This is a genomic window from Streptomyces sp. Inha503 (assembly GCF_047215865.1).
Classification (GTDB): Bacteria; Actinomycetota; Actinomycetes; order Streptomycetales; family Streptomycetaceae; genus Streptomyces; species Streptomyces lycopersici.
Window position 1 is genome coordinate 3,260,614 of the sequence record NZ_CP178360.1, and the last position, 20,828, is coordinate 3,281,441.

The 20,828-nt window shown below is 71.0% G+C and carries 14 protein-coding genes, 1 tRNA gene and 1 pseudogene; 8 read left to right on the forward strand and 8 right to left on the reverse strand.

What is annotated here, in order from left to right; genetic code table 11:
* Positions 1-561: 561 nt before the first annotated feature.
* Both ACJX2R_RS13205 and ACJX2R_RS13210 read left to right on the forward strand, forming a co-directional pair.
* Entirely contained in the window at positions 562-819 is a 258-nt protein-coding gene (locus ACJX2R_RS13205; RefSeq protein ID WP_413100289.1) for a helix-turn-helix transcriptional regulator, read from the forward strand.
* Complete coding sequence (locus ACJX2R_RS13210) at positions 819-2,036, forward strand: tyrosine-type recombinase/integrase (protein ID WP_413100290.1); 1,218 nt, start codon at positions 819-821, stop codon at positions 2,034-2,036. The genes ACJX2R_RS13205 and ACJX2R_RS13210 overlap by 1 nt, the downstream gene beginning before the upstream one ends.
* A gap of 195 nt (positions 2,037-2,231) precedes the next feature.
* Here ACJX2R_RS13210 and ACJX2R_RS13215 read toward each other — a convergent pair.
* Positions 2,232-2,305: transfer RNA gene (locus ACJX2R_RS13215), tRNA-Pro, on the reverse strand.
* Positions 2,306-2,547: 242 nt separating this feature from the next.
* Between ACJX2R_RS13215 and ACJX2R_RS13220 the strand changes: the two genes are divergently transcribed.
* Both ACJX2R_RS13220 and ACJX2R_RS13225 read left to right on the forward strand, forming a co-directional pair.
* Positions 2,548-3,249 carry a transketolase gene (locus ACJX2R_RS13220; RefSeq protein ID WP_413100291.1) on the forward strand — a complete coding sequence of 234 codons (702 nt, stop codon included), beginning with the start codon at positions 2,548-2,550 and terminating at the stop codon, positions 3,247-3,249.
* A gap of 56 nt (positions 3,250-3,305) precedes the next feature.
* The gene (locus ACJX2R_RS13225; RefSeq protein ID WP_413100292.1) at positions 3,306-4,208 is read left to right on the forward strand and encodes a transketolase family protein; all 903 of its coding nucleotides are present in this window, start codon (positions 3,306-3,308) and stop codon (positions 4,206-4,208) included.
* Between the two features lie 21 nt (positions 4,209-4,229).
* Here ACJX2R_RS13225 and ACJX2R_RS13230 read toward each other — a convergent pair whose 3' ends face one another.
* Entirely contained in the window at positions 4,230-5,180 is a 951-nt protein-coding gene (locus tag ACJX2R_RS13230; RefSeq protein WP_413100293.1) for an alpha/beta fold hydrolase, read from the reverse strand.
* Between the two features lie 364 nt (positions 5,181-5,544).
* Between ACJX2R_RS13230 and ACJX2R_RS13235 the strand changes: the two genes are divergently transcribed.
* Positions 5,545-8,844 carry an amidohydrolase family protein gene (locus tag ACJX2R_RS13235; RefSeq protein WP_413105843.1) on the forward strand — a complete coding sequence of 1,100 codons (3,300 nt, stop codon included), beginning with the start codon at positions 5,545-5,547 and terminating at the stop codon, positions 8,842-8,844.
* A gap of 175 nt (positions 8,845-9,019) precedes the next feature.
* On the opposite strand, the gene ACJX2R_RS13240 is transcribed toward ACJX2R_RS13235, so the two are convergent.
* The 6 genes and pseudogenes from ACJX2R_RS13240 to ACJX2R_RS13265 form a co-directional block, all read right to left on the reverse strand.
* On the reverse strand, positions 9,020-9,754 hold the full coding sequence (locus ACJX2R_RS13240; RefSeq protein ID WP_413105844.1) for a virginiamycin B lyase: 735 nt from the start codon (positions 9,752-9,754) through the stop codon (positions 9,020-9,022).
* Between the two features lie 195 nt (positions 9,755-9,949).
* Positions 9,950-10,663: pseudogene (locus ACJX2R_RS13245) on the reverse strand (alpha/beta hydrolase); the annotation flags it as partial.
* Positions 10,664-10,727: 64 nt separating this feature from the next.
* Positions 10,728-11,465 (reverse strand): helical backbone metal receptor, encoded by a 738-nt coding sequence (locus ACJX2R_RS13250; protein WP_413100294.1) that lies wholly within the window; start codon positions 11,463-11,465, stop codon positions 10,728-10,730.
* A gap of 35 nt (positions 11,466-11,500) precedes the next feature.
* Entirely contained in the window at positions 11,501-13,150 is a 1,650-nt protein-coding gene (locus ACJX2R_RS13255; protein WP_413100295.1) for a TROVE domain-containing protein, read from the reverse strand.
* A 425-nt stretch (positions 13,151-13,575) separates the two neighbouring features.
* On the reverse strand, positions 13,576-16,197 hold the full coding sequence (locus ACJX2R_RS13260; RefSeq protein WP_413100296.1) for an ABC transporter permease/substrate binding protein: 2,622 nt from the start codon (positions 16,195-16,197) through the stop codon (positions 13,576-13,578).
* Positions 16,190-17,305 carry a quaternary amine ABC transporter ATP-binding protein gene (locus tag ACJX2R_RS13265; RefSeq protein ID WP_413105845.1) on the reverse strand — a complete coding sequence of 372 codons (1,116 nt, stop codon included), beginning with the start codon at positions 17,303-17,305 and terminating at the stop codon, positions 16,190-16,192. Before ACJX2R_RS13265 ends, ACJX2R_RS13260 begins: the two co-directional genes overlap by 8 nt.
* A 267-nt stretch (positions 17,306-17,572) precedes the next feature.
* On the opposite strand from ACJX2R_RS13265, the gene ACJX2R_RS13270 reads away from it, so the two are divergent.
* The 3 genes from ACJX2R_RS13270 (at position 17,573) to ACJX2R_RS13280 (ending at position 20,771) form a co-directional block, all read left to right on the forward strand.
* Complete coding sequence (locus ACJX2R_RS13270) at positions 17,573-18,484, forward strand: 5'-3' exonuclease (protein ID WP_413105846.1); 912 nt, start codon at positions 17,573-17,575, stop codon at positions 18,482-18,484.
* A 47-nt stretch (positions 18,485-18,531) separates the two neighbouring features.
* A complete protein-coding gene (locus ACJX2R_RS13275) occupies positions 18,532-19,413 on the forward strand; it encodes a siderophore-interacting protein (RefSeq protein WP_413100297.1) in 882 nt (293 codons plus the stop codon).
* Between the two features lie 575 nt (positions 19,414-19,988).
* Complete coding sequence (locus ACJX2R_RS13280; RefSeq protein ID WP_413100298.1) at positions 19,989-20,771, forward strand: IPT/TIG domain-containing protein; 783 nt, start codon at positions 19,989-19,991, stop codon at positions 20,769-20,771.
* Positions 20,772-20,828: the final 57 nt, after the last annotated feature.

The following is a 20,828-nucleotide window of genomic DNA, read 5'->3' on the forward strand; positions in this document are numbered from 1 at the left end:
CAGGTCACGGCGTCGGCTGGTCTCTTCCGCGACAACTGATCCCGCGCGGGATGGACTCCACGTCAGCGGCGGCCCCTCCCGGTCAAAACCTGGCACGGTCGACGCGGTGTGAAGCCCACCCAGTGCAATCCCGATAGTCGCGCCATCCAACGTCCATGCGGCATATCGCTAAGACCGCGCGCTCTCGTCTTGCCTCACCGCCGGATTCCTGAAGAGGCCGCGGCTTCATACACCTGGATCGCCGGTTAGCCAAACCGGCGTTTCCGACCACACTGGGTTCTGCGTCGCGGCGCACATTGCCTTCCAACAGGGCGTCACGCATCGCGCGCCAGTGCATGTCCCAGCAGCATCGAAGGAGATACGTGTGATGGCTGGTCACTGTCCGCTGTTTACTGCGCTTTCTCGAGGAGCTGTTCTCCGGCAGAGAACTTCCCTATTTGGGGTGGACTTCCCGCCGGTCTTACCGCACGGTGTGTGGTCCAAATCCGATCAGCGCATCGGCCGAGTATTTCCCGGCCGGCTCGTCCCCGCCCATTTCCCTCCCCTTCCCTCAGGACGTAGATGCCTCACCGCACCACCCCGCTCCACCCCACCACCGACAATGCGCCGCCCGCCGCGGCAGCCGATCCGTGGTACACCACCGAGGAACTCGCCCGGCTTCTGAAGGTCGACGCCTCGACCCTGCGCCGCTGGCGCACCGCACGCCCTGTCCAGGGTCCACCCTTCGTCCGGCTCTCCGGGCGCGTGGTCCTCTACAGCGCCGCCGACGTGGGCCAGTGGCTGGCCGAGCGGCGCACCGTTCCCGGGCAGGCCGCCTGATGCCGCACATCGAACGGCTGCCGATCGCCGTCTCGCTCTCCCCCGATATCGAGCACCGTCCCGGACGCCCGCTGCCCTATCGGGCCCGGGTGCGGTGGACCGATCCGGTCACCAAGCAGCGCCCGTCGATCTCGGAGGCCCACGCCACCATAGATGAGGCGCAGGCGTGGATCGATGCCCTGACTGCGGCAGCGTTGCGCGGTATCGACCCGGCTACCTCCACCCAGTCGTTGGCGACCTACGGCAACGCCAACATGAAGCTGGCGATGCGCGGGCTGGAGGCCAAGACCAGCGATCCGTACCTGGCGGGCTGGCGGCTGCGGGTGGTGCCCACCTTGGGCCATATCCCGGTGACGCAGGTCAGCAATGGTGCGGTGGACCGCAGTGTGTACGGCTGGATCGCTGACGGCGTCGGGCGCTCGACCGTGAAGAACAGCCTGGCCGTGCTGGCGAGGGTGATGCAGCAGGCTGTGCGGGACGGTCTCATACAGATCAACCCCACGCGGATATCCGGCTGGCAGTCCGAATACCAGCGAGCCGAGGACGAGCTCGACGACCCTCGCACCCTGTCGCTGCCCGACTGGGACGCCCTGACCACGCTCGCCGATGCTCTGGTACAGCGCTCGTATGGCCAGTACGCGGGTTGGGGAAGTGTCGTACTCTTCGCCGCCTGCACCGCGGCCCGCATCGGTGAGGTCTCCGGAATCCGGGTCAAGGACATCGACCCGGTCAACTGGGTCTGGACCGTGCGCCGTCAGACCACTCCGTCGCCTGGAGGGCTGGTCGATAAGGGCACCAAGGGCAAGATGGCCCGCCGGGTCCCGCTGATCGAGGAAGTGCGCCCCCTGGTCTCCCAGCGCCTGCTGGTCACCGGGCGCGATCCCGAGGCGCGGCTGTTCACCGGGCCCCGCGGGGGACGCATCTCCACTGCGGTACTGCGGGACGCCACCCACTGGGACGAGGTGGTCACCTCCCTCGGTCTGGAGCATCTGCGCCGCCACGACCTGCGGCATACGGGGCTGACCTGGATGGCCGACGCCGGAGTCCCCTTGCATGTGCTGCGCGTCATCGCGGGTCACGGGTCGCTGATGACCACTCAGCGGTATCTCCACCCCGATCTGCGGGCGATCGCGGAGGCGGGCCGGTCCCTCAGCGCCCATCTGTCCGGGGCGCCGGCCCCCTCGGAGCAACTGGCCGCGTCTTTGCGGGCACTGTAGGAACCCGACAATCGCCACCTGGGTCGAGATGATCTTGGTCCCCAGTGATAAGGCTCTGATCTGGGGTTTCTTCCCTGCCGTGGTCCCCAGCTGGTCCCCTGACTCCTGACGGATACTTAAGCGGAGGCTGCCTTCCGGATTGATAAAGGCCCGCTGACCTGGGATTTCTCCCTGTCAGCGGGCTTTCTCGCACCGTCGGGACGACAGGATTTGAACCTGCGACCCCTTGACCCCCAGTCAAGTGCGCTACCAAGCTGCGCCACGTCCCGGTGCTCGTTCGGGTTGGGCTTTCCCTCGCCGACCGCGCATGAAGAACAATACCGCACTTCAGGGGGTGGTCGCTGCCACCCCGGGGGAAGATCGGGAGTCCGGCGGGACCAGCTGGGGTGTTCACCTGTCGAGGTCGGGGCATTGCGCATTGTTACCAGGGTGAGTGGTGAGCGGGGGTGGCATGAGAGTGGTGTCGGCGGGGGCTTGACTTGAAGCTTGGTTTAAGTTGCACGCTCGCGGCATGACCTTCACCGACGTTCACACCGGGTATGGGTACGACGATCTTCCTCGGCTGATGAGTCTGATGACCGGGGACGAGAAGCACGGACCGGCTGCTACCTCGACGCTGGATGTGGTCTGGGTGCTTTACGACCGTGTGCTGCGGGTTTCGGCGGAGGGGGTGGATGCGCCGGAGCGGGATCGGTTTTTGCTGTCCAAGGGGCATGGGCCGATGGCGTACTACGCCGTGCTTGCCGCCAAGGAGTTCCTTCCCGAGTCGCTGCTGGCGGGGTTCGGGGCGTATGACTCGCCGCTGGGGCACCATCCGGATCGGGTGCTGGTGCCGGGGGTCGAGATCAGCAGTGGGTCGCTCGGGCATGGGCTGCCGTTGGCTGTGGGGAGTGTGCTCGGGTTGCGGGCGCAGGGGCTCTCCGGGGCGGCGGTGTGGGTGCTCATCGGCGATGCCGAGCTGGACGAGGGCAGCAATCACGAGGCGATCGCGTATGCCGGGGCCATGGGGCTGGAGCGGCTGCACGCGGTCGTTGTCGACAACGCCTCCGCCAGCCATGGGCGGCCCGGGGGGATCGCCGCGCGCTTCGAGGCTGCGGGGTGGTCCACGGAGACCGTGGACGGGCGTGATCATGAGGCGCTGTACGAGGCGTACACCGCGCCGCACCCGGGGCGGCCGCATGTCGTGGTGGCCCGGGTCGAGGCCAAGGTCTGATGCGTAGATCTGATGCGCAGAGCCGATGCGATTCCAGTGTGAGAGGGACTGTTCTCATGGACACCATGCGTGAGCGTTTCGCCTCCGTCGTCTCCCGTCTTCTGGACGACGATCCCCGGCTGGCCGTCGTGCTGGCCGAGATCGGTAAGGACGGCTTCACGGACGCGGCCCGGGCGCATCCCGACCGGGTGATCAATGTCGGCATCCGCGAGCAGCTGCTGATCGGCGTCGGCGGTGGACTGGCTCTGACCGGGATGCGGCCGATTCTGCACACCTTCGCCAGCTTTCTGATCGAGCGGCCCTTTGAGCAGGTCAAGCTGGACTTCGGGCATCAGGGCGTGGGCGGGGTGCTGGTGAGCGCGGCCGGATCGTACGACTGGCCGGCGGGTGGCTACACCCATATGGCGCCCGGCGATGTGGCCCTGCTGGACACCCTCGACGGCTGGACCGTCCATGTGCCCGGCCATCCGGACGAGGCCGAGACCCTGCTGCGGGACGCGGCCGCGGCCGGTGACGACTCGGTGTACGTACGGCTGTCGGCGCACTCCAACTCCGCCCCGCGGGACATCACCCCCGGCCGCTTCCTGACCGTACGGGAGGGGCGCCGCGGTGTGGTGATCGCGGTCGGTCCGATGCTCGATGGCGTCCTTACGGCCGTCGAGGGGCTGGACGTCACCGTGCTCTACGCCACGACTGTGCGGCCCTTCGATGAGCGGGCGGTGCGTGCCACCGCCGGGGCGGCGGCGGGCGGCGTCGATGTTGTGCTGGTCGAGCCGTATCTCGCGGGCACCTCGACCACCGCCGTGAACGACGCGCTCGCCGATCGCCCGCATCGGGTGCTCGGCCTGGGCATTCCCCGGCGCGAGCTGCGCCGCTACGGCACGATCGACGAGCATCTCGCCGGGCAGGGGCTGGATCCGGGGGCGTTGCGCGAGCGGATCTCCGCCTTCTTGCGGTGAGGGCCCGCGGCGGCTGGTGGTTCAGATGTGTTTTTCCAGCCAGGTCAGCAGGTCCTGCTGGACCTCGTCCCGGTTGGTCTCGTTCAGGATCTCGTGCCGGGCTCCCTGGTATCCCTTCCAGGTCAGCTCGCGCGTGCCGCCGTAGCGGAAGTCCTCCAGGAGTTCGTAGACGAGCGTCATCCCCTGGTTGCAGGGGTCCTCGGTGCCCACTGCCACATGCACCGGCAGCGCGGCCGGGATGCGGGCCTGGTGGCGCGGGTCGTTGATCTTACGGACGCCACGGACCCAGTCCTGGGACAGCCCGGCGCTGAATGCGAAGCCGCACCGCTCGTCCCCCGCGTACGTGGCCACCTCCGCCGCGTCGCGCGACAGCCACTCGAAGCCGGTCCGGTCCTGGATGTGCTCGTACGGGTCGTTGAACGAGGCGAAGAGGGTCGGGGTGAAGGTGGACCGCGCGTTCCGGCCCCGCTCCGCGATCTCCTCGGCGATGCCCGCAAGCGCCTCCTCGGTCTCGGTGCCCGGCAGTGAGCGGAAGGTCCCGGAGAGGATCAGCCCGGCGAGCTCCTCGCCGTACTCCTGGGCGCAGTCGCGGGCCAGCATCGAGCCCATGCTGTGGCCGAGCAGGACCAGGGGCGCACGGGGGTGCGCGGCCCGGGCGCGGTCGCCGATGGCGCGCAGATCCGAGACGATCGCCCGCCAGCCGTCGCCCTCCTCGCCCACGACACCGAAGCCGCCCGTCGAATCGGCGGTGGCTCCGTGGCCGCGGTGGTCCGAGGCGACCACCGCATAGCCGTGGGCGGCGAGGAAGCGGGCGAACCGGTCGTAGCGCCGGGCGTGCTCCGCGGCGCCGTGGGCGATCTGGACGATCGCGCGCACGGCGCCGTTCTCCGGCAGCCAGCTGTAGGTCACGACCCGCGCGCCGTCGGGCATGGGCAGATGGTCGGTGCGGTGGGTGATACCGCCGTCGGGCATTCCGTCTCATCTCCTGGCTCGAATCGATCTGGTGTGAGGGATCTGGTGCGAGTGGATCTAGTGCGGGTGGAAGCCCACTCTCCCTTTGCCTGGCCCGCAAGCCAAGGGCATCGACGCGGTCCTGTCCTCCGGGGCGCGGGGTGTGTAACGATCAAGCGCTTGGTACCGCGTATCGACTGCCGATCCATGTAACTCCCGTGCTTCAGGAGGACCGTTGGACTCGCACGACGCTTCGCTCTCCACCAGCTCCCCCGACTCCCCCGGCTCGGAAGGCGCTTCCGGTTCGCCCAACTCATCCGATTCGACCGGCGCTCCCGCCTCTCCCTCCTCTCCCGCCTCTCCCGCCTCGGCAGATGTTCTCGCCCTGTCGCGGCGGCGCTTTCTACAGGCCGCCGCCGTCGGGACCGCCGCCGTGGGGACCGCCGCCACCACCGCGGCCACCCTGCCCTTCGAGGCGGCCGCCGCCGCACCGGCCCGGGCGGGCTCGCTCTCCTTCACCGCGGCCACCAACGGCGCCGCGACCCTCTCCCCGTCCGGCGATCGCCTGATCGCCGAGGTTCAGAACGTCCTGTGGTCGGTCGCCCGTAAGGGCGGCGAGGCCGTCGCGCTCACACCGGCGGATCTGGAGCCCACCCGGCCGGTGTACTCCCCCGATGGAAAGCTGCTGGCCGTCTGCGCCTACCGGGGCGGCGGATTCCATATCTGGACGCTGCGCCCCGACGGCTCCGGTTTGCGGCAGCGAACGGACGGTCCATGGGACGACCGCGGTCCGGCGTGGTCGCCCGACGGCACCCGGATCGCCTTCGCCTCCGAGCGCGGCGGCGACCCCGTGGCGGGCAGCCCGTACCGGATCTGGGTGCTGGACGTGGCCGGCGGTGAGCTCACCCGGCTCACCGGGGTGGACGGCCAGGACGGGCCGCTCCAGGACGGCGCCTGGGAGGACTTCGACCCCACCTGGTCGGCGGACGGCGAGCGGGTGCTGTTCGTGCGCGGAGCGCTCGCCGGGACGACGCTGAACGCCCATACGGTGGCCTCCGTACGGGCCGACGGCACCGGACCCGTCACGACCGAGCACACGGATCCCACGGCCGGCGCCCAGGTGATGACGCCGTCCGTGTCGGCGGGCGGCCATCTCGCCTATCTGCGCACCACGGCCGCTCCCGCCGCCTCCTGCACGCTGGTCGTGAACGGGGAGCCGGCGGCGATCACGGGCGATGTGCAGCCCGTGCCGCCCCGCTGGGTGTCGCGAGATGAGCTGCTGCTCACCGTGGACGGGCGGTTCCGGGTGTTCCGGGTGCCCTCGGCAACGCGGTCCGGCGCCGACGGAGGCGGAGACGCCGCCGGTGAGAGCACTGCCCGGGCCGGACGCGCGAGTGAGGATGCCGACCGTAAGGCGCTTGCCTACGAGGAGATACCCTTCTCCGCCACCCTCCCCGTCGACCGGCCCCGGTATCGCGTCAAGCGGTACGACTTCGACGGTGGCGGGGTGCGGCCGGTGCGTGGGCTGCATCTGCCCGCACTCTCTCCCGACGGCCGTAAGGTGGCCTTCGCCGCCCTCAACTCCCTCTGGGTCGCCGATGTCTCCGGCGGCCGGGCCCCGCGCCGGGTCGTACGGGCGGCCCCCACCCGGTATCTGCTGGCTCCCACCTGGACGCCCGACGGGCGCGCCCTGGTGTACGCCGACGACCGCGACGGGCTGCTGGCCGTGCGCCGCCGGGACCTGGCCTCGGGCGAGGAGACCGTGCTGGCCTCCGGCGGCCGGGTGCATCCGGCACTCTCCCCCGACGGCAAGCGGCTCGTCAGTGTCGACATGTCGGGAAACCTGGTCCTGCGCGATCTCGACGCCGGTACGGAACGGGTGCTCGCCGCGCCGATGGGCGCCGGAGGGCTGCCGGGCCGGCCGAGCTGGTCGCCCGACGGGCGCTATGTCGCCCTGTGCGATCGCAATCGGCTGAACCAGCGGTTCCGTGAGGGTTACAACCTGATCCGGGTGATCGACGTCAGTACGGGTGCGGCCAGGCAGCACGCCGTCGCACCGCATACCTCCCTCTCCGACCGCTATGACTCCGGGCCGGTCTGGTCCCCCGATGGCCGCCATATGGCGCTCATCTCAGAGTCCGCCCTGTGGCTGCTGCCGGTAGGGGCGGATGGCACCCCCGACGGCGCGCCGCGCCGGCTGACCGACGAGGCCGCCGACCACCCCTCCTGGTCCGGGGACTCCCGCAACGTCCTGTATCTGTCGGCGGGCCGGCTGCGGCTGCTGGACGTCAAGAGCGGCACCGCCAGGACGGTCCGTGTCCCACTGGACCACCGACGGCCGCGCCCCGCGGACACCGTCGTCCACGCCGGGCGGTTCTGGGACGGCACCGGCGGCGAGGGCGGCGGCGCCGGCCGTGACGGCCGTAAGGGCGGCACGGTCCGCGAGGACGTGGACATCGTGGTGCGCGGCGGGCGCATCGCGGCCGTGGAGGCGCACCGGGCCGGTCGGCCCGCGAAGCGGCGCGTCGATGCCTCCGGCCGCACCGTGATCCCCGGGCTGTGGGACGCCCATACCCACCCCTGGCAGTACACCTATGGCGGCCGTCAGACCGCCCTACAGCTCGCGTACGGCATCACCACCGCGGTCTCCCTCGGCGGGTTCGCCTATGAGCAGGCGCGCCTCAGGGAGGCCGTCGCGGCGGGCGCCCTGGCCGGGCCGCGGCTGCTGGCCACCGGTGAGCTGCTGGACGGGCCGCGCGTCGCGTACAGCATGGGCCGGGCGCATCGCACCCGCGACGGTCTGCGGCGCTCTCTGGCGCGCGGTGCCGCGCTCGACTGGGACTTCGTCAAGACCTATGTGCGCGCACCGGGTTGGATCATGGAGGAGGCGGCCCGGTTCGCGCATGAGCGGCTCGGCGTGCGCACCGGCAGCCATCTGTGCTCACCCGGCATACAGCTCGGGCAGGACCTGACGACGCATCTCCAGGCCACCCAGCGGCTGGAGTACGGCCACGCCACGACGGCGACCGGGCACTCCCAGCAGGACCTGACGGAGATCTACACCGCGACCTCCGACTTCCGGCTCATCGCCACGCCGTTCACGGCCTCTCCCCTGGTCGGAGCGAATCCCTCGCTGGCGGAGGACGAGCGGGTCACCCGGCTGATGCCGCCGTGGGACACCGCGCTCGTACGGCAGCTCGCCGGGACGCCCCCGACCTCGGAGCAACTGGCCACGCTGCGCACGGAGATCGGGGTCTACCGGCGGATCCTCGCCGGGGGCGGGGTGGTGGCCCTGGGGACGGACCAGCCGCTGGTGCCGGTGGGCCTCCATCTGCACATGGCGCTGCGCGCCCTGCACCGGTTCGGGCTGTCGCCGGAGGAGGCGCTGCGTACGGCGACCGTCCTCCCGGCGCGGGCCTTCGGCGCCGACCGGGACCTGGGCACCCTGGAGGTCGGCAAGCTGGCGGACCTGACCGTCGTGGACGGCGATCCCTTCACGGACTTCGACACGCTGGTACGGACGGTGTCGGTGCTGCGGGGCGGGATGCCGTACGAGCAGCGCGAGCTGGTCGAGTCCTTCCCGGGGGCCGGTGCCGCGGCGGCACCGCACGGGAAGTCGGCGGATGAGTGGCTGGAGGTGGGACGGCTGCTGCGGCGTGACTCCTGCTGCTCGGTGGACGGCTGAGGGCGATGGGCCGGGGGTGGGAGCGGGGGCTTCGGCCCCCGCTCCCACCCCTGTCCGGTCCGCCCTGCCCGGTCCGCGTCTGCCGGGCCCACGCCTCCGGCCCGTCCCTGTCCGGTCCGCGTCCACGTCCCCGCTCGCGGCCACGCCCCCGCCCCCGCCCGGTCCGCGGCCCCGGTCACCGGGGGACGTCGATCCTGGCCAGGGCTCCCGTCTCCAGGGCGCACCACAGCGCGCCGTCGTGCGGGGCGATGCCGTGCGGTTCGCAGTCGGCCCGGGGCAGGTCGTACGCCGTGATCCGGCCGTCCGTGGTGATGCGGCCGACCCCGCCGCGGCCCCATTCGGTGAACCACAGCGCCCCGTCCGGGCCGCTGGTGATGGCGTGCGGCCGGGCCTGCCGGTCGGGCAGCGGGTACTCGGTGACGGTCCCGTCCACCGTGATGCGGCCGATCTGGCCCGCGCCGATCTCGGTGAACCACAGGGCGCCATCCGGCCCTTGGGCGAGGCCAACCGGCGCGGCGGCCTCGGTCGGCAGGGGGTGGGCGGTCGTATGCCCGTCCATGGTGATCCGGCCTATGGCGTTGCCCTGGTTGAGGGTGAACCACATGGCGCCGTCGGGCCCCGCCGCCATGGCGGACGGGAAGGCTCCGGGCGCGGGGTACTCGGTGATGTCGCCGTCCATGGTGATCCGCCCGATGCGGTCGGCGGCCGACAGCGTGAACCATATGGCCCCGTCCGGGCCCGCGGCGATCCCGTACGGACCGGCGTCGCCGGTCGGCGGGGCGAAGGAGGAGGTCGTGCCGTCCACCGCGATCCGGCCGATGCGGTGGGTACCGTACTCGCTGAACCAGAGGGCGCCATCGGGCCCTTGGGCGATCATCGTCGGCTTGGCTCCGACGGAGTGGACGGCGATCCGGCCGTCGGCGTCCCTGCGGCCGATCGCGCCCTGGTGGACCAGCGTGAACCACAGGGCGCCGTCGGGGCCGCCGGTGAGCGCGTAGGGGCCCGCGTCCGGGTCGCTGACGGTGAAGACGCGGACCGGGTCGGCGAGCCACCGGCCGATCCGTGCCAGCAGCACCTCGCCCGGCTCGGACAGGTGGAAGGCGTGCGGCATGCCCTCGTACTCCTCCAGGCGCACGCTCACCCCGGCGGCGTCGGCCGCCTCGGCGAAGCGGCGGGCGTCGTCCAGGAGCACCTCGTCCGTGCCCACGGCGATCAGCAGCGGCGGCAGCCCGCGCGGATCCCCGTACAGCGGCGACTGCGGGGCCCGGTCGGCGGGCGCGTCGGCCAGGTACTGGGCGCTGATGGAGCCGAGCACGGCCCGGCTCAGTACGTCCTTACTGTCGTTGGCGGCGATCGACGCACCCGTAAGGGCGAAGTCGGTGATGGGTGAGACCGCGATCGCGGCACCGGGCCGCGGGCCTCCGGTCCGCTGGATCTCCAGCAGGGCGGAGAGCACCAGCGTGGCCCCGGCCGACTCCCCGGCGAGAACGACCTCGGCGGCCGGGACGCCGTCGTCCAGCACGCCGCGCCACGCGGCCAGCAGGTCTTCGAGCGCCGCGGGATACGGGTGTTCGGGCGCCAGCCGGTAGTCGACCCGCAGGGCGGGGCGTCCGGTCGCCTTCGACAGCCGATAGGCCATCACCTGCTCGGCCTCGGGCATCGAGTGGGCGAACCCGCCGCCGTGCGCGTAGATCACCGCGCCACCGCGTGCGCCGGGCGCGCGGACCCAGTCGCCCCGCACCTCGGCGTCGGCCGGGAGCGGGGCGCCGATCAGCGCGTCGGGGCGGTCGCGGACCGCCCGTGCCGCCTCGGGCTCCATGGGAACGGTGATGACGTTCGGCAAAGGGTCCTCCGTCGTGGGTGGTCGGGACTCGCGCGTACAGTCAGCGCGCCGCCGACAACGCGGCCGTAAGGGCGGCGGGCGCCTCCGCGAGCGAGGGGCCGTACCAGGTGAGGTGGCGGCCGCTGACCAGGGCCGCCGGGAGGCCGGGGAACGCCTCGGGGCCGTCGTCGGCCGTGAAGCGGTACGGCTCGTCGGGCAGCACCACCAGATCCGCCTCGCCCGCCGTCAGCTCCTGGATCGGGATCCGGGGATAGCGCTCGGGATGCCCGCTGTAGAGGTGCCGTACGCCCAGCCGGGCCAGGACGTCACCGGCGAAGGTGTCCCGGCCCAGGACCATCCACGGACGCCGCCACACCGGTACGACGGCGTGCCGCACCGGGCCCTCGGCCCGTACGTCCGCCCAGGCGGCCTCGGCCGCGTCCAGCCAGCCGGGCCGGGTCAGTCCGCAGCCGCGCACCAGGACCCGCTCCAGCTCGGTGAACGCCTGCTCCAGGGTGCGCACTTCGGTCACCAGGACCTCGAGACCGGCGGCGCGCAGCGCGGCGAGGTCGGAGGGGCGGTTCTCCTCCTCGTTGGCGATCACGAGGTCGGGGGCGAGTGCGGCGATCCGGGCGGTGTCGGGGTTCTTGGTGCCGCCGATCCGCTCCGCGGTGAGGCCGGGCGGATGAGTGCACCAGTCGGTCGCCCCGGCCAGCAGCTCCGGCGCGGTGGCGGCGACGGCCTCGGTGAGCGAGGGCACGAGGGACACCACGCGCCGTATGGGGTTACGAGGGCTCATCGGTCCACCGTACGGCGCGACGAGGCGCACTCGGCCTACCCCGCCTCCGGCAGCGTCTCCCACGGCCAGACGGCCCGGCCGCCACGACCGCCATGGCCGCCATGGCCCCCATGGCCGCCACCGTAGCCGCCGCGGCCTTCCGACAGCAGCCCGACCATCGTGAACAGCTTGTCGCTGAAGCCGCCGATCTCGTACCGGTTCGGCCGGCCGGTGTCGATGGACGTGGCCGCGTAGCCGGTGGTGTTGACGCCGAACACCGGCACCCGCGCCGGGACGGCCTCCGAGACCGGAACGGACCGGCCGCGGCGCGCCTCCGCGAACGCCTGCATGTCCGAGACGATCACCACCCGGTCATGGCCGCGGTAGGCCGCCCGCAGCGCCGCGCCCGTCTCCGTGCCGTGTCCGACCTCGCCGATCCGCGCGCAGAACGCCTCGATGTCGCGGAGCACCGAGCCGCCCGGGGTCAGCCGGTGGCCGAAGTGTCCGGAGGCGAAGCCGACCAGGTCCACCTGGCAGCCGCGGTGCGCGAGCGCGACCCCGAAGAGCGCGCCGACGTCCACATGGCGCACCTGGGAGCGGCCCGAGACCTGCGTCTGCATCGAGCCGGAGGTGTCGACGAGCACGAGGGTGCGGCCCGGCAGCGCCGGGACGGCCGCCGTGGACGCGGTCAGCGCCCGGTCCAGGGCGTGGCCCCAGCGCAGCGACGGCGCGGCCCGGTACGCGGACAGGAAGCGGTACGGGAACTGGTGGGAGCGGGCCACCTCCGCCGGGTCGGCCAGCCGTGCCGCGACCCGTTCGGCGACCGCGTCCGGCAGCCCGGCCTGGTCGAAGTTGCGCAGATTGCGCAGCAGCGCCATGTAGCCCATGGAGGGCAGCACGGCCTGCCAGGCCGGCGCGTCCATTGGCCCCTGAAGCCAGCCCGCGAGCGCCTCCCACGTCATGCCCGCCGTACGGAGCGCATCGGCGGCGTCCGGCCGCTCCAGCACGGCACGGCGCTCCCACTGCGGCAGGGCCGTCAGCCGGGCGCGGGCGCGCAGGGTGCGCAGCGAGACCGGGGGCGCGGCGTCCCCCTGGTGGCGGCGGTCGATGGCGTGCCGGAACAGCTCGCCCTGCCACGGCTTGTCGGGGTCCGGGGCCGCGTGCACCAGTTCCAGGACGTCGGCGAAGCGGAAGCCGTGGCTCTCGGTGTCGTACTTGAGCAGCGAGCGCTCGGAGTAGAGGCGGCGGACGGCGTCGGCGAGGCCGCGCTTGACCGGCTTGGGCAGCGCGCGGCCGTGGTGGGCGGTCCAGTGGGCGAGGAACTCACCGGGTTCGTCGGCGCGCAGACACGCGGCGGCGACGATGGGGCGGTTGCCGCCGTGCAGCCCGGCCGCGAGACGCGCCGCGACGGCCTCGGCCGCGGCGACGAGCGACGCGGTGCGCATGTGGGCCTCGGCGCGCAGCCAGCCGATGAAGCGGACGGTCCAGTCGGCGTCCTCGACGGCGACCGTGCGGACGAGGGTGCGGAAGCGGTCGTCGCGGTCGTCGGAGTGCTCGTAGAAGGTCTGCTCGCCGACCATGTTCACCACGGCCAGCAGCACCAGTTCGGACTTGCTGTCGCGGGCGACGGCGGCGCCGCCCTCGTAGGTGGCCGTGGTGGCCGTGGTGGCCGTGGTGCGCCGGAAGACGCGGTTGAACTTGGTCATGCGGTCATGCCTCTCCCCCGAGTGGGCATTGGGAGGAGGCGGCGCGCCGGTGCGTCGGCAGCGCCTGAGGTCAGGAGTGGGCAGCGGACCGTTCTGGAAAGGAAGTAACCGCGGCCCGCGCACCAGGCGCCCCGATGCCGTGCGCGCGCCTCCCGAGATCACAGTCGACGACGGTGTGTTTCCCACCCCGCACCGGGCGGGGTGTTTCAGGAATCGAACCCAAATCGACCGAAGTAACCGTCGTCTTCGCACCGGGAGGTGCGTTCACGGATACGACAGTAGGGGGCCGCCTCCTCGGCCGTCATCCGGTTTTCCCTCCCCCCGCGCGACACAAGCCCGCACAGCACAGCACAAGCCCGCACAGCACAGCACCGCGGCCCGGAGCGTGCGCTCCGGGCCGCGGTGTGCGTGGTGCGGACGGTGGGTCAGGAAGCCACCGGCGCCATCTTGTCGACGATGCCGGGGTGGGCGTCCATCCACTTCTGGACGCCCTTCTCCTCGTTGCCCTTACCGGCGTCCTGGATGGCCTGCTCCAGGCTCGCCAGCTCCTTCTCCGTCATGTGCCACTTCTTCAGCCACCCGTTGAACTCGGGGAACTTCTTCGGGAAGGACTTGTTGGCGAGGGTGTGGAGCTGGTTGCTGGCCCCGAACGCCTTCTTCGGGTCGGCGAGCTTGGTCAGCTTGTACTTGCTGTAGGCCCAGTGCGGGGTCCACAGGACCACGGCCACCGGCTCCTTCTTGGCGTACGACCGCTCCAGCTCGGCCAGCATCGCCGGCGAGGAGCCGTCGCTGACCTTGTACTCCTTGTCCAGGCCGTACTCCTTGAGCACCTTGCCCTTCAGGAGCTTCATCTCGCCGGTCCCGGGTTCGATACCGACGATCTTGCCGTCGAAGGTGTCGGCCTTCCCCTTGAGGTCGGCGAGCGACTTCACGTCCTTGACGTAGGACGGCACCGCGATCTCCAGGGAGGTCTTGTCGTACCACGACCCGACGTCGACCAGGTTCTTCTTGTATCTGTCCCAGTACTGCTTCTGGGCGACCGGTAGCCAGCCGTCGAACTCGACGTCGACCTGTCCGGTGCTCATCCCGGTGAACATCGAGCCGACGTCGTACTGCTTGATCTCCGGCTTGTAGCCACGGCGCTCGAGGACGTTCTTCCACAGGTAGGTGGTGGCGATGTCCTCGTCCCACGGGAAGTAGCCGATCATCGGCGCGGCGCCCGCGTCCTTGCCCTTCTGGTCGGCGCCGCCGGGCACCGGGGCGAGCTTGTTGGCCATGCCCGGGTTCTGCTTCAGCCAGGCGCGCACGCCCTGCTGCTCCTTGCCCTTACCGGCGTCCTGGATGGCCGACTCCAGGCTGGTGAGCTGCTTCTCGTCCAGCTTGAAGTTCTTGATCCACTTGGCGACCTGCGGGTTCTCCTTGGAGAAGCCCTTGCGAGCGAGGGAGTCGATGTGGTCGCCCTTGCCGAAGGCGCCCTTGGGGTCCTTCAACTTGGTGAGCTTGTACTTGTCGTACGCCCAGTGCGGGGACCACAGGGTGACCGCGATCGGCTCCTTCTTGGAGTAGGAGCGGTCCAGCTGGGAGAGCATGGCCGCGGTGGAGCCCTTGACCAGGCTGAAGTTCTTGTTCAGCCCATAGTCCGGCATGACCTTGTCCTGCATCAGCTTCATCTCACCGGCACCGGGCTCGATGCCGACGATCTTCTTCTTGAAGGTGCTGGACTTCTTCTCGAGGTCCTCCAGGGTCTTCACGCCCTTGACGTACGAGGGGACCGCGACCTCCAGGGAGGTGGGGCCGTACCAGGAACCGAGGTTCTCCAGCTTGCTCTTGTACTTCGACCAGTACGAGGCGTGGGTGGTGGGCAGCCAGGAGTCCGTCTCGAAGTCGATGTTGCCCGCGGCCATACCGGTGTACAGCGCGCCGACGTCGTACGACTGGACCTTGGGCTTGAAGCCGCGCTGCTCCAGGAGTTCCTTCCACAGGAAGGTGGAGGCGACGCCCTCGTCCCAGTTGATGTAGCCGATGTTGACCGACTGGCCCTTGCCGACGTTGGCGGAGACCTTGGGGCCCTCGTCGTTGCCGCCGAACATGCTCATACCGCCGGCGACCAGCGCCAGGACGACCACGCCGACCATGGCGACGGAGGTCGCGGGGCGCCAGTGCAGCACCTTCAGACCGCTGAGCGCCTTGGCCTTCTCCTTGGCCAGCGCGCGGCGGGCCAGCGGGGAGACGCGCTGATTGAGCGCGCTGGTCATCCGGTCCAGGTACATGGCCAGGATGACGACCGCGATGCCGCCCTCGAAGCCCATGGCGACGTCGACGGAGCTGATCGCCTGGAAAACGGTGGAGCCCAGGCCCTCGGCGCCGACCATACCGGCGATGACGACCATGGACAGCGCCAGCATGATGACCTGGTTGACGCCCGCCATGATGGTGGGCAGGGCCAGCGGAAGCTGAACACGCAGCAGGGTACGGCGCGGATGGGTGCCGAAGGCGTCGGCCGCCTCGACCAGCTCCGCATCCACCTGCCGGATACCCAGTTCCGTCATGCGGACGCCCGGAGGCATCGAGAAGATGACGGTGGCGACGACACCGGGGACCACCCCGAGGCCGAAGAAGAAGATGCCCGGGATCAGGTAGACGAAGGCGGGCATCGTCTGCATGAAGTCCAGCACCGGACGGATCACGGCGCTCACCGCGCGGTTGCGCGAGGCCCAGATGCCGAGCGGCACCGCGAACACGATGGTGATCACACCGGCGACCAGCACCAGTGCGAGGGTGTTCATCGCCTCGCCCCACAACTCGATCGAGTCGATGAGGGCGAATCCCAGGAAGGCGAGCACGGCGGGCAGCAGCCCGCGCAGCCACCAGGCGAGCAGCGCCAGGATGCCCGCGAGCAGCAGCGGCTCGGGGCCGCTGAGCACCGTGTTCACCCCGTCGTACATGCCCTGGACGACGCTGGAGATGAAGTCGAAGAGCCAGCTCAGATTGTCTCGGAGCCAGTTGACGCCGGAGTTGATCCAGTCGCCGAGCTGAAGCCTAGGCACCGGTGATCACCTTCTTGGTGGTCTCGGGCGCGTCCGGAGAGCCACCGGACGGCGACCGGGCCCCGTCGGGCCCGCCGTCCGGCTCGCCGAGGGCGGCGAGCAGCCGGGCGCGGGTGACGACGCCGGTGAGCGCGCCGTCGTCGTCGGTCACGGCGACCGCGACTCCGCTGCGCGAGCAGGGCTGGAACAGCTCGATGATCGGGGTTCCCTCGGTGACGGTGGCGGGCGCGGCGGTCAGCACGTCCTGCGCGGTGCGGAGCGTGGTGCCGTCGTCGGTCTTGGTGCCCAGCACCTCGTCCGGCTCGGACATGATCGCGCCGGCGGTGAGCACCCGGCTGCGGTCCACGTCCTGGGTGAAGGAGGCGACGTAGTCGTTGGCGGGGGTGACCAGGATGTCCTCGGCGGTGCCGATCTGGACGATCCGGCCGTCGCGCATCACGGCGATGCGGTCGCCGAGCCGCATGGCCTCGTTCAGGTCGTGGGTGATGAAGACGATGGTCTTCTTGAGCCGCTTCTGGAGCTGGAGCAGCTGATCCTGCATATCGCGGCGGATCAGCGGGTCCAGCGCGCTGAAGGACTCGTCCATCAGCAGCATGTCGGCGTCGGTGGCCAGGGCCCGGGCGAGGCCGACGCGCTGCTGCATACCGCCGGAGAGCTCATCGGGCCAGGACTTCTCCCAGCCGGCCAGGCCCACCAGCTCCAGCGCCTCGGTGGCGCGCCGGACGCGCTCCTCACGCGGCACGCCCTGCACCTCGAGGCCGTAGGCGGCGTTCTCCAGGACGCTGCGGTGCGGGAAGAGGGCGAAGTGCTGGAAGACCATGCTGATCTTGCGGGACCGGACCTCGCGCAGCCCCCTGGGGGTGAGCGCGGTCAGGTCGTCGTCGTCGAAGAGCACGCGCCCCGCGGTCGGCTCCAGCAGCCCGTTCAGCATCCGCAGCAGGGTGGACTTGCCGGACCCGGACAGACCCATGACGACGAAGATCTGGCCCGCCTCGACGGCGAAGGAGGCATCGACGACCGCCGCGGTCGTACCGTTCGCTCGGAGCTCCTCACGGTCCGCACCGCCTTCCAGCTGTGCCACCGCCTCATCGGGTCGTCTGCCGAACACCTTGTACAGGTGCTCGGCTCGCAATTTGGCCACATGTACCTCTCAGATCGCACCAAAAAGCGACCCGCCACCCCCGCCGGCGGGTCGTGGAGCGGTACGGCATCGGACCGCTGACCGCCGCAATAGTTGAATCACTGAACGGGTTCGCTCCGGGGGCGCGCCTGCCCCGATCGGTTTGGCGTAAACCAAACGGTGATCCAGTTCACATTATCCTCGGAATCAGTGTCAGTGGAGTAGTGCATAGTCGTTTTCGTGACGCGACGCCTGATGCTCCTCGACACCGCCTCCCTCTACTTCCGGGCCTATTTCGGGGTCCCGGACTCGGTCCGGGCCCCCGATGGCACGCCGGTGAACGCCGTTCGCGGGCTCCTGGACTTTATCGCCCGGCTCGTCCAGGACCACCGCCCGGACGATCTGGTGGCCTGCATGGACTTCGACTGGCGCCCGGCCTGGCGGGTAGCCCTGATCCCCACGTACAAGGCCCACCGGGTGGCCGAGGAGGCCCCGGAGGGGGCCGGGGTGGACCAGGAGGAGGTGCCGGACACCCTCTCCCCGCAGGTCCCGGTGATCGACGAGGTGCTGGACGCGATCGGCATCGCCCGGGTCGGCGCCGCGGGCTACGAGGCCGACGACGTGATCGGCACGCTCACCGGCCGGGCGGCCGGCCCGGTCGACATCGTCACCGGCGACCGCGACCTGTTCCAGCTGGTGGACGACGAGCGCGAGGTGCGGGTGCTCTACCCCGTCAAGGGCGTGGGCACCCTCCAGCTCGTCGACGAGTCCTATGTACGCGAGAAGTACGGAGTGTCCGGCCGGGGGTACGCGGAGCTGGCGCTGCTGCGCGGCGACCCCAGCGACGGGCTGCCGGGGGTGCCCGGCGTCGGCGAGAAGACCGCCGCCAAGCTGCTGGCCGCCCATGGCGACCTGGCCGGGATCATGGCCGCCGTCGACGACCCCGCCGCCAAGCTGACCCCCGCCCAGCGCAAGCGGCTGGCCGAGGCGCGGGCGTATGTCGAGGTCGCCCCGAAGGTGGTCCAGGTCGCCTCGGACGTGGCGCTTCCCCCCTTCGAGGCGGCGCTGCCGCGGGCGCCGCGCGACCCTGGAGCCGTGGCGGCGCTGGCCGAGCGCTGGGGATTGGGCGGATCTTTGCGCAGATTGCTGTCCACTCTTGAGGGGTGAGCTGTTAGGTTAGGTAAACCTAACTCTTATTGATCAGGGAGGTCTCCATGGCGGACCGTCCGGCCCGTAAGACGCGCACGCCGCATCGCGCACAGGTGGTGCGCACCGACCGGCTGACCCCGCACATGGTGCGGGTCGTCCTGGGCGGCGACGGCCTCGCGGACTTCCATGCGGGCGAGTGGACCGATCACTACATCAAGCTGCTCTTCCCGACCGGGGGTGCCGTCTACCCCGAGCCGTTCGACCTGGAGCGGATCCGCGCCGAGTTCCCGCGCGAGCAGTGGCCGGTCACGCGGACGTACACGGTGCGGGCGTGGGACCCGGCCGCCCGCGAGCTGACGGTGGACTTCGTGACCCATGGCGACGAAGGGCTGGCCGGGCCGTGGGCCGCCCGGGTCCGGCCCGGCGAGGAGATCCACTTCATGGGGCCGGGCGGTGCCTACGCCCCCAGCGCCGAGGCCGACTGGCATCTGCTCGCGGGTGACGAGAGCGCGCTGCCCGCGATCGCCACCGCGCTGGAGCGGCTGACCGACAGCCGGGCGGGGGGCGCGGCCGAGGTGCCGGTGCGCGTGTTCATCGAGGTGGCGGACGAGACGGAGGAGCTCAAGGTCACCGCGCCCGAGGGGGTCCAGGTGAGCTGGCTGCACCGGGGCGCCGCACCGGTCGGCGAGGCGCTGGTGGCGGCCGTACGGGGGCTGGAGTTCCCGCCCGGGCAGCTGCACGCCTTCGTGCACGGCGAGGCGGGCTTCGTGAAGGAGATCCGCCGCCATCTGCGCCGGGAGCGCCAGATCCCGCGCGAGTGGCTGTCCATCTCCGGGTACTGGCGGCGCGGCCATGACGAGGACGGCTGGCAGGCGTCGAAGCGGGAGTGGAACCAGCAGGTCGAGGCGGAGCAGGAGGGCGCGGCGCCGGAGGAGGCCGCCGCGTAGGGGCGCGGCGCGGGAAGTCGTCGCGTAGCGCCGCGGCGCGTACGACCGTCAGGCCCCGGCCGGGTGCATCCGGCCGGGGCCTTCGCATGCACCCGTGTACTGGCAACCGGCCAGGGCTGTCGCGCGCGCCGGCCTCGGGGGCCACGGCAGAGCGACCGGCATCGATCCGGCGTCGCGGAGGGGCGTACTCCGGCTCATCGGAGCCCATCTCAGAAGCTTGACATATCGTCATATGAGCTCTGTTCACGCCTTTTTCGCACCTTCCGCACCTATCCCTCTTTTGGTTCACTCACATCGAGCGAGAGTTTCGGCACCACGGTGACCTCGGGGCCGACCCGTTCCATGCATGACTCGCCCTATTACGGCCGGCACCCGGGCACGAGTCGAGTCCCTCTCAAGTCGCCATCACCGGTCATGCGGTCCCCGCTGAAGGCCGTGGCGTCCCGGGCCCCGAGGGTCCGTCTCCCCTTCCACCCCTCTGCGCGACGGAAGCCGGTACGGGCAACGGCCACCTGCCCATCCCTCCTCTCTCGGCACACCCGCCCACAGCAAGACGATCGAACAGGAGAAAACTCATGCCCATCACCTCCCTCACCCCCAGCCAGGGCACGGTCGGCACCACGGTCAACATCAACGGCACGTCGCTGGGCACGACCGTCTCGGTGAACTTCGGCGGCGCCGTCGTCACCCCGACGGCGGTCTCCAACACCCTGGTCACCTTCGTGGTCCCCTCTTCCGCGCCGTGCTCGGGCCAGGTCTCGGTCAGCACCAACCTGTCGAACGGAACCAGGACCAACGCGGTGCCGTTCTTCGTCATCGTGAAGCCGACGACCACCGGGCTGGGCGAGACCTGCCTGCCCGCCGCCGGTGGTGCGCTCACGGTCTTCGGCACCGGCTTCGCGGCCGGGGGCACCGTCAACGTGGGCGCGCTCACTCCGGTCGCGTTCGCCGCCGGCGGCAGCAACACCTCGGTCACCGTCACCGCTCCGGCCCACACCCCGGCCGGCTGCTTCGACACCCAGCAGGTCACGGTCACTACGGCAGGCGGCGCAAGCACCACGGGCGTCACCCAGATCGACTACTACAACCCTCCGTCCCTGGCCGCCGCCACACTGACCCCTGCCACGGGCCCGGCGGGGACCGAGACCACCATCTCCGGCGCCACCTGCCTCATCGGCATCACCGACGTGACGTTCACCGACTCGGCGGCCACCGCCTTCACGGGCCTGGCCTTCACCCCCATCGACGACACCTCCATCGTCACCGCGGTGCCCGCCGCGGCGGCCGCGGGCGCCGGGGCCTTCACGGTCACCACCTGTGGTGGCACATCCGGCCCCGCCACCTTCACCGTCACCTGATCCACCGACCGTGGGCGGGTAAGGCCGGCACGATCACCCCCCGGGTCAGCACCCCGC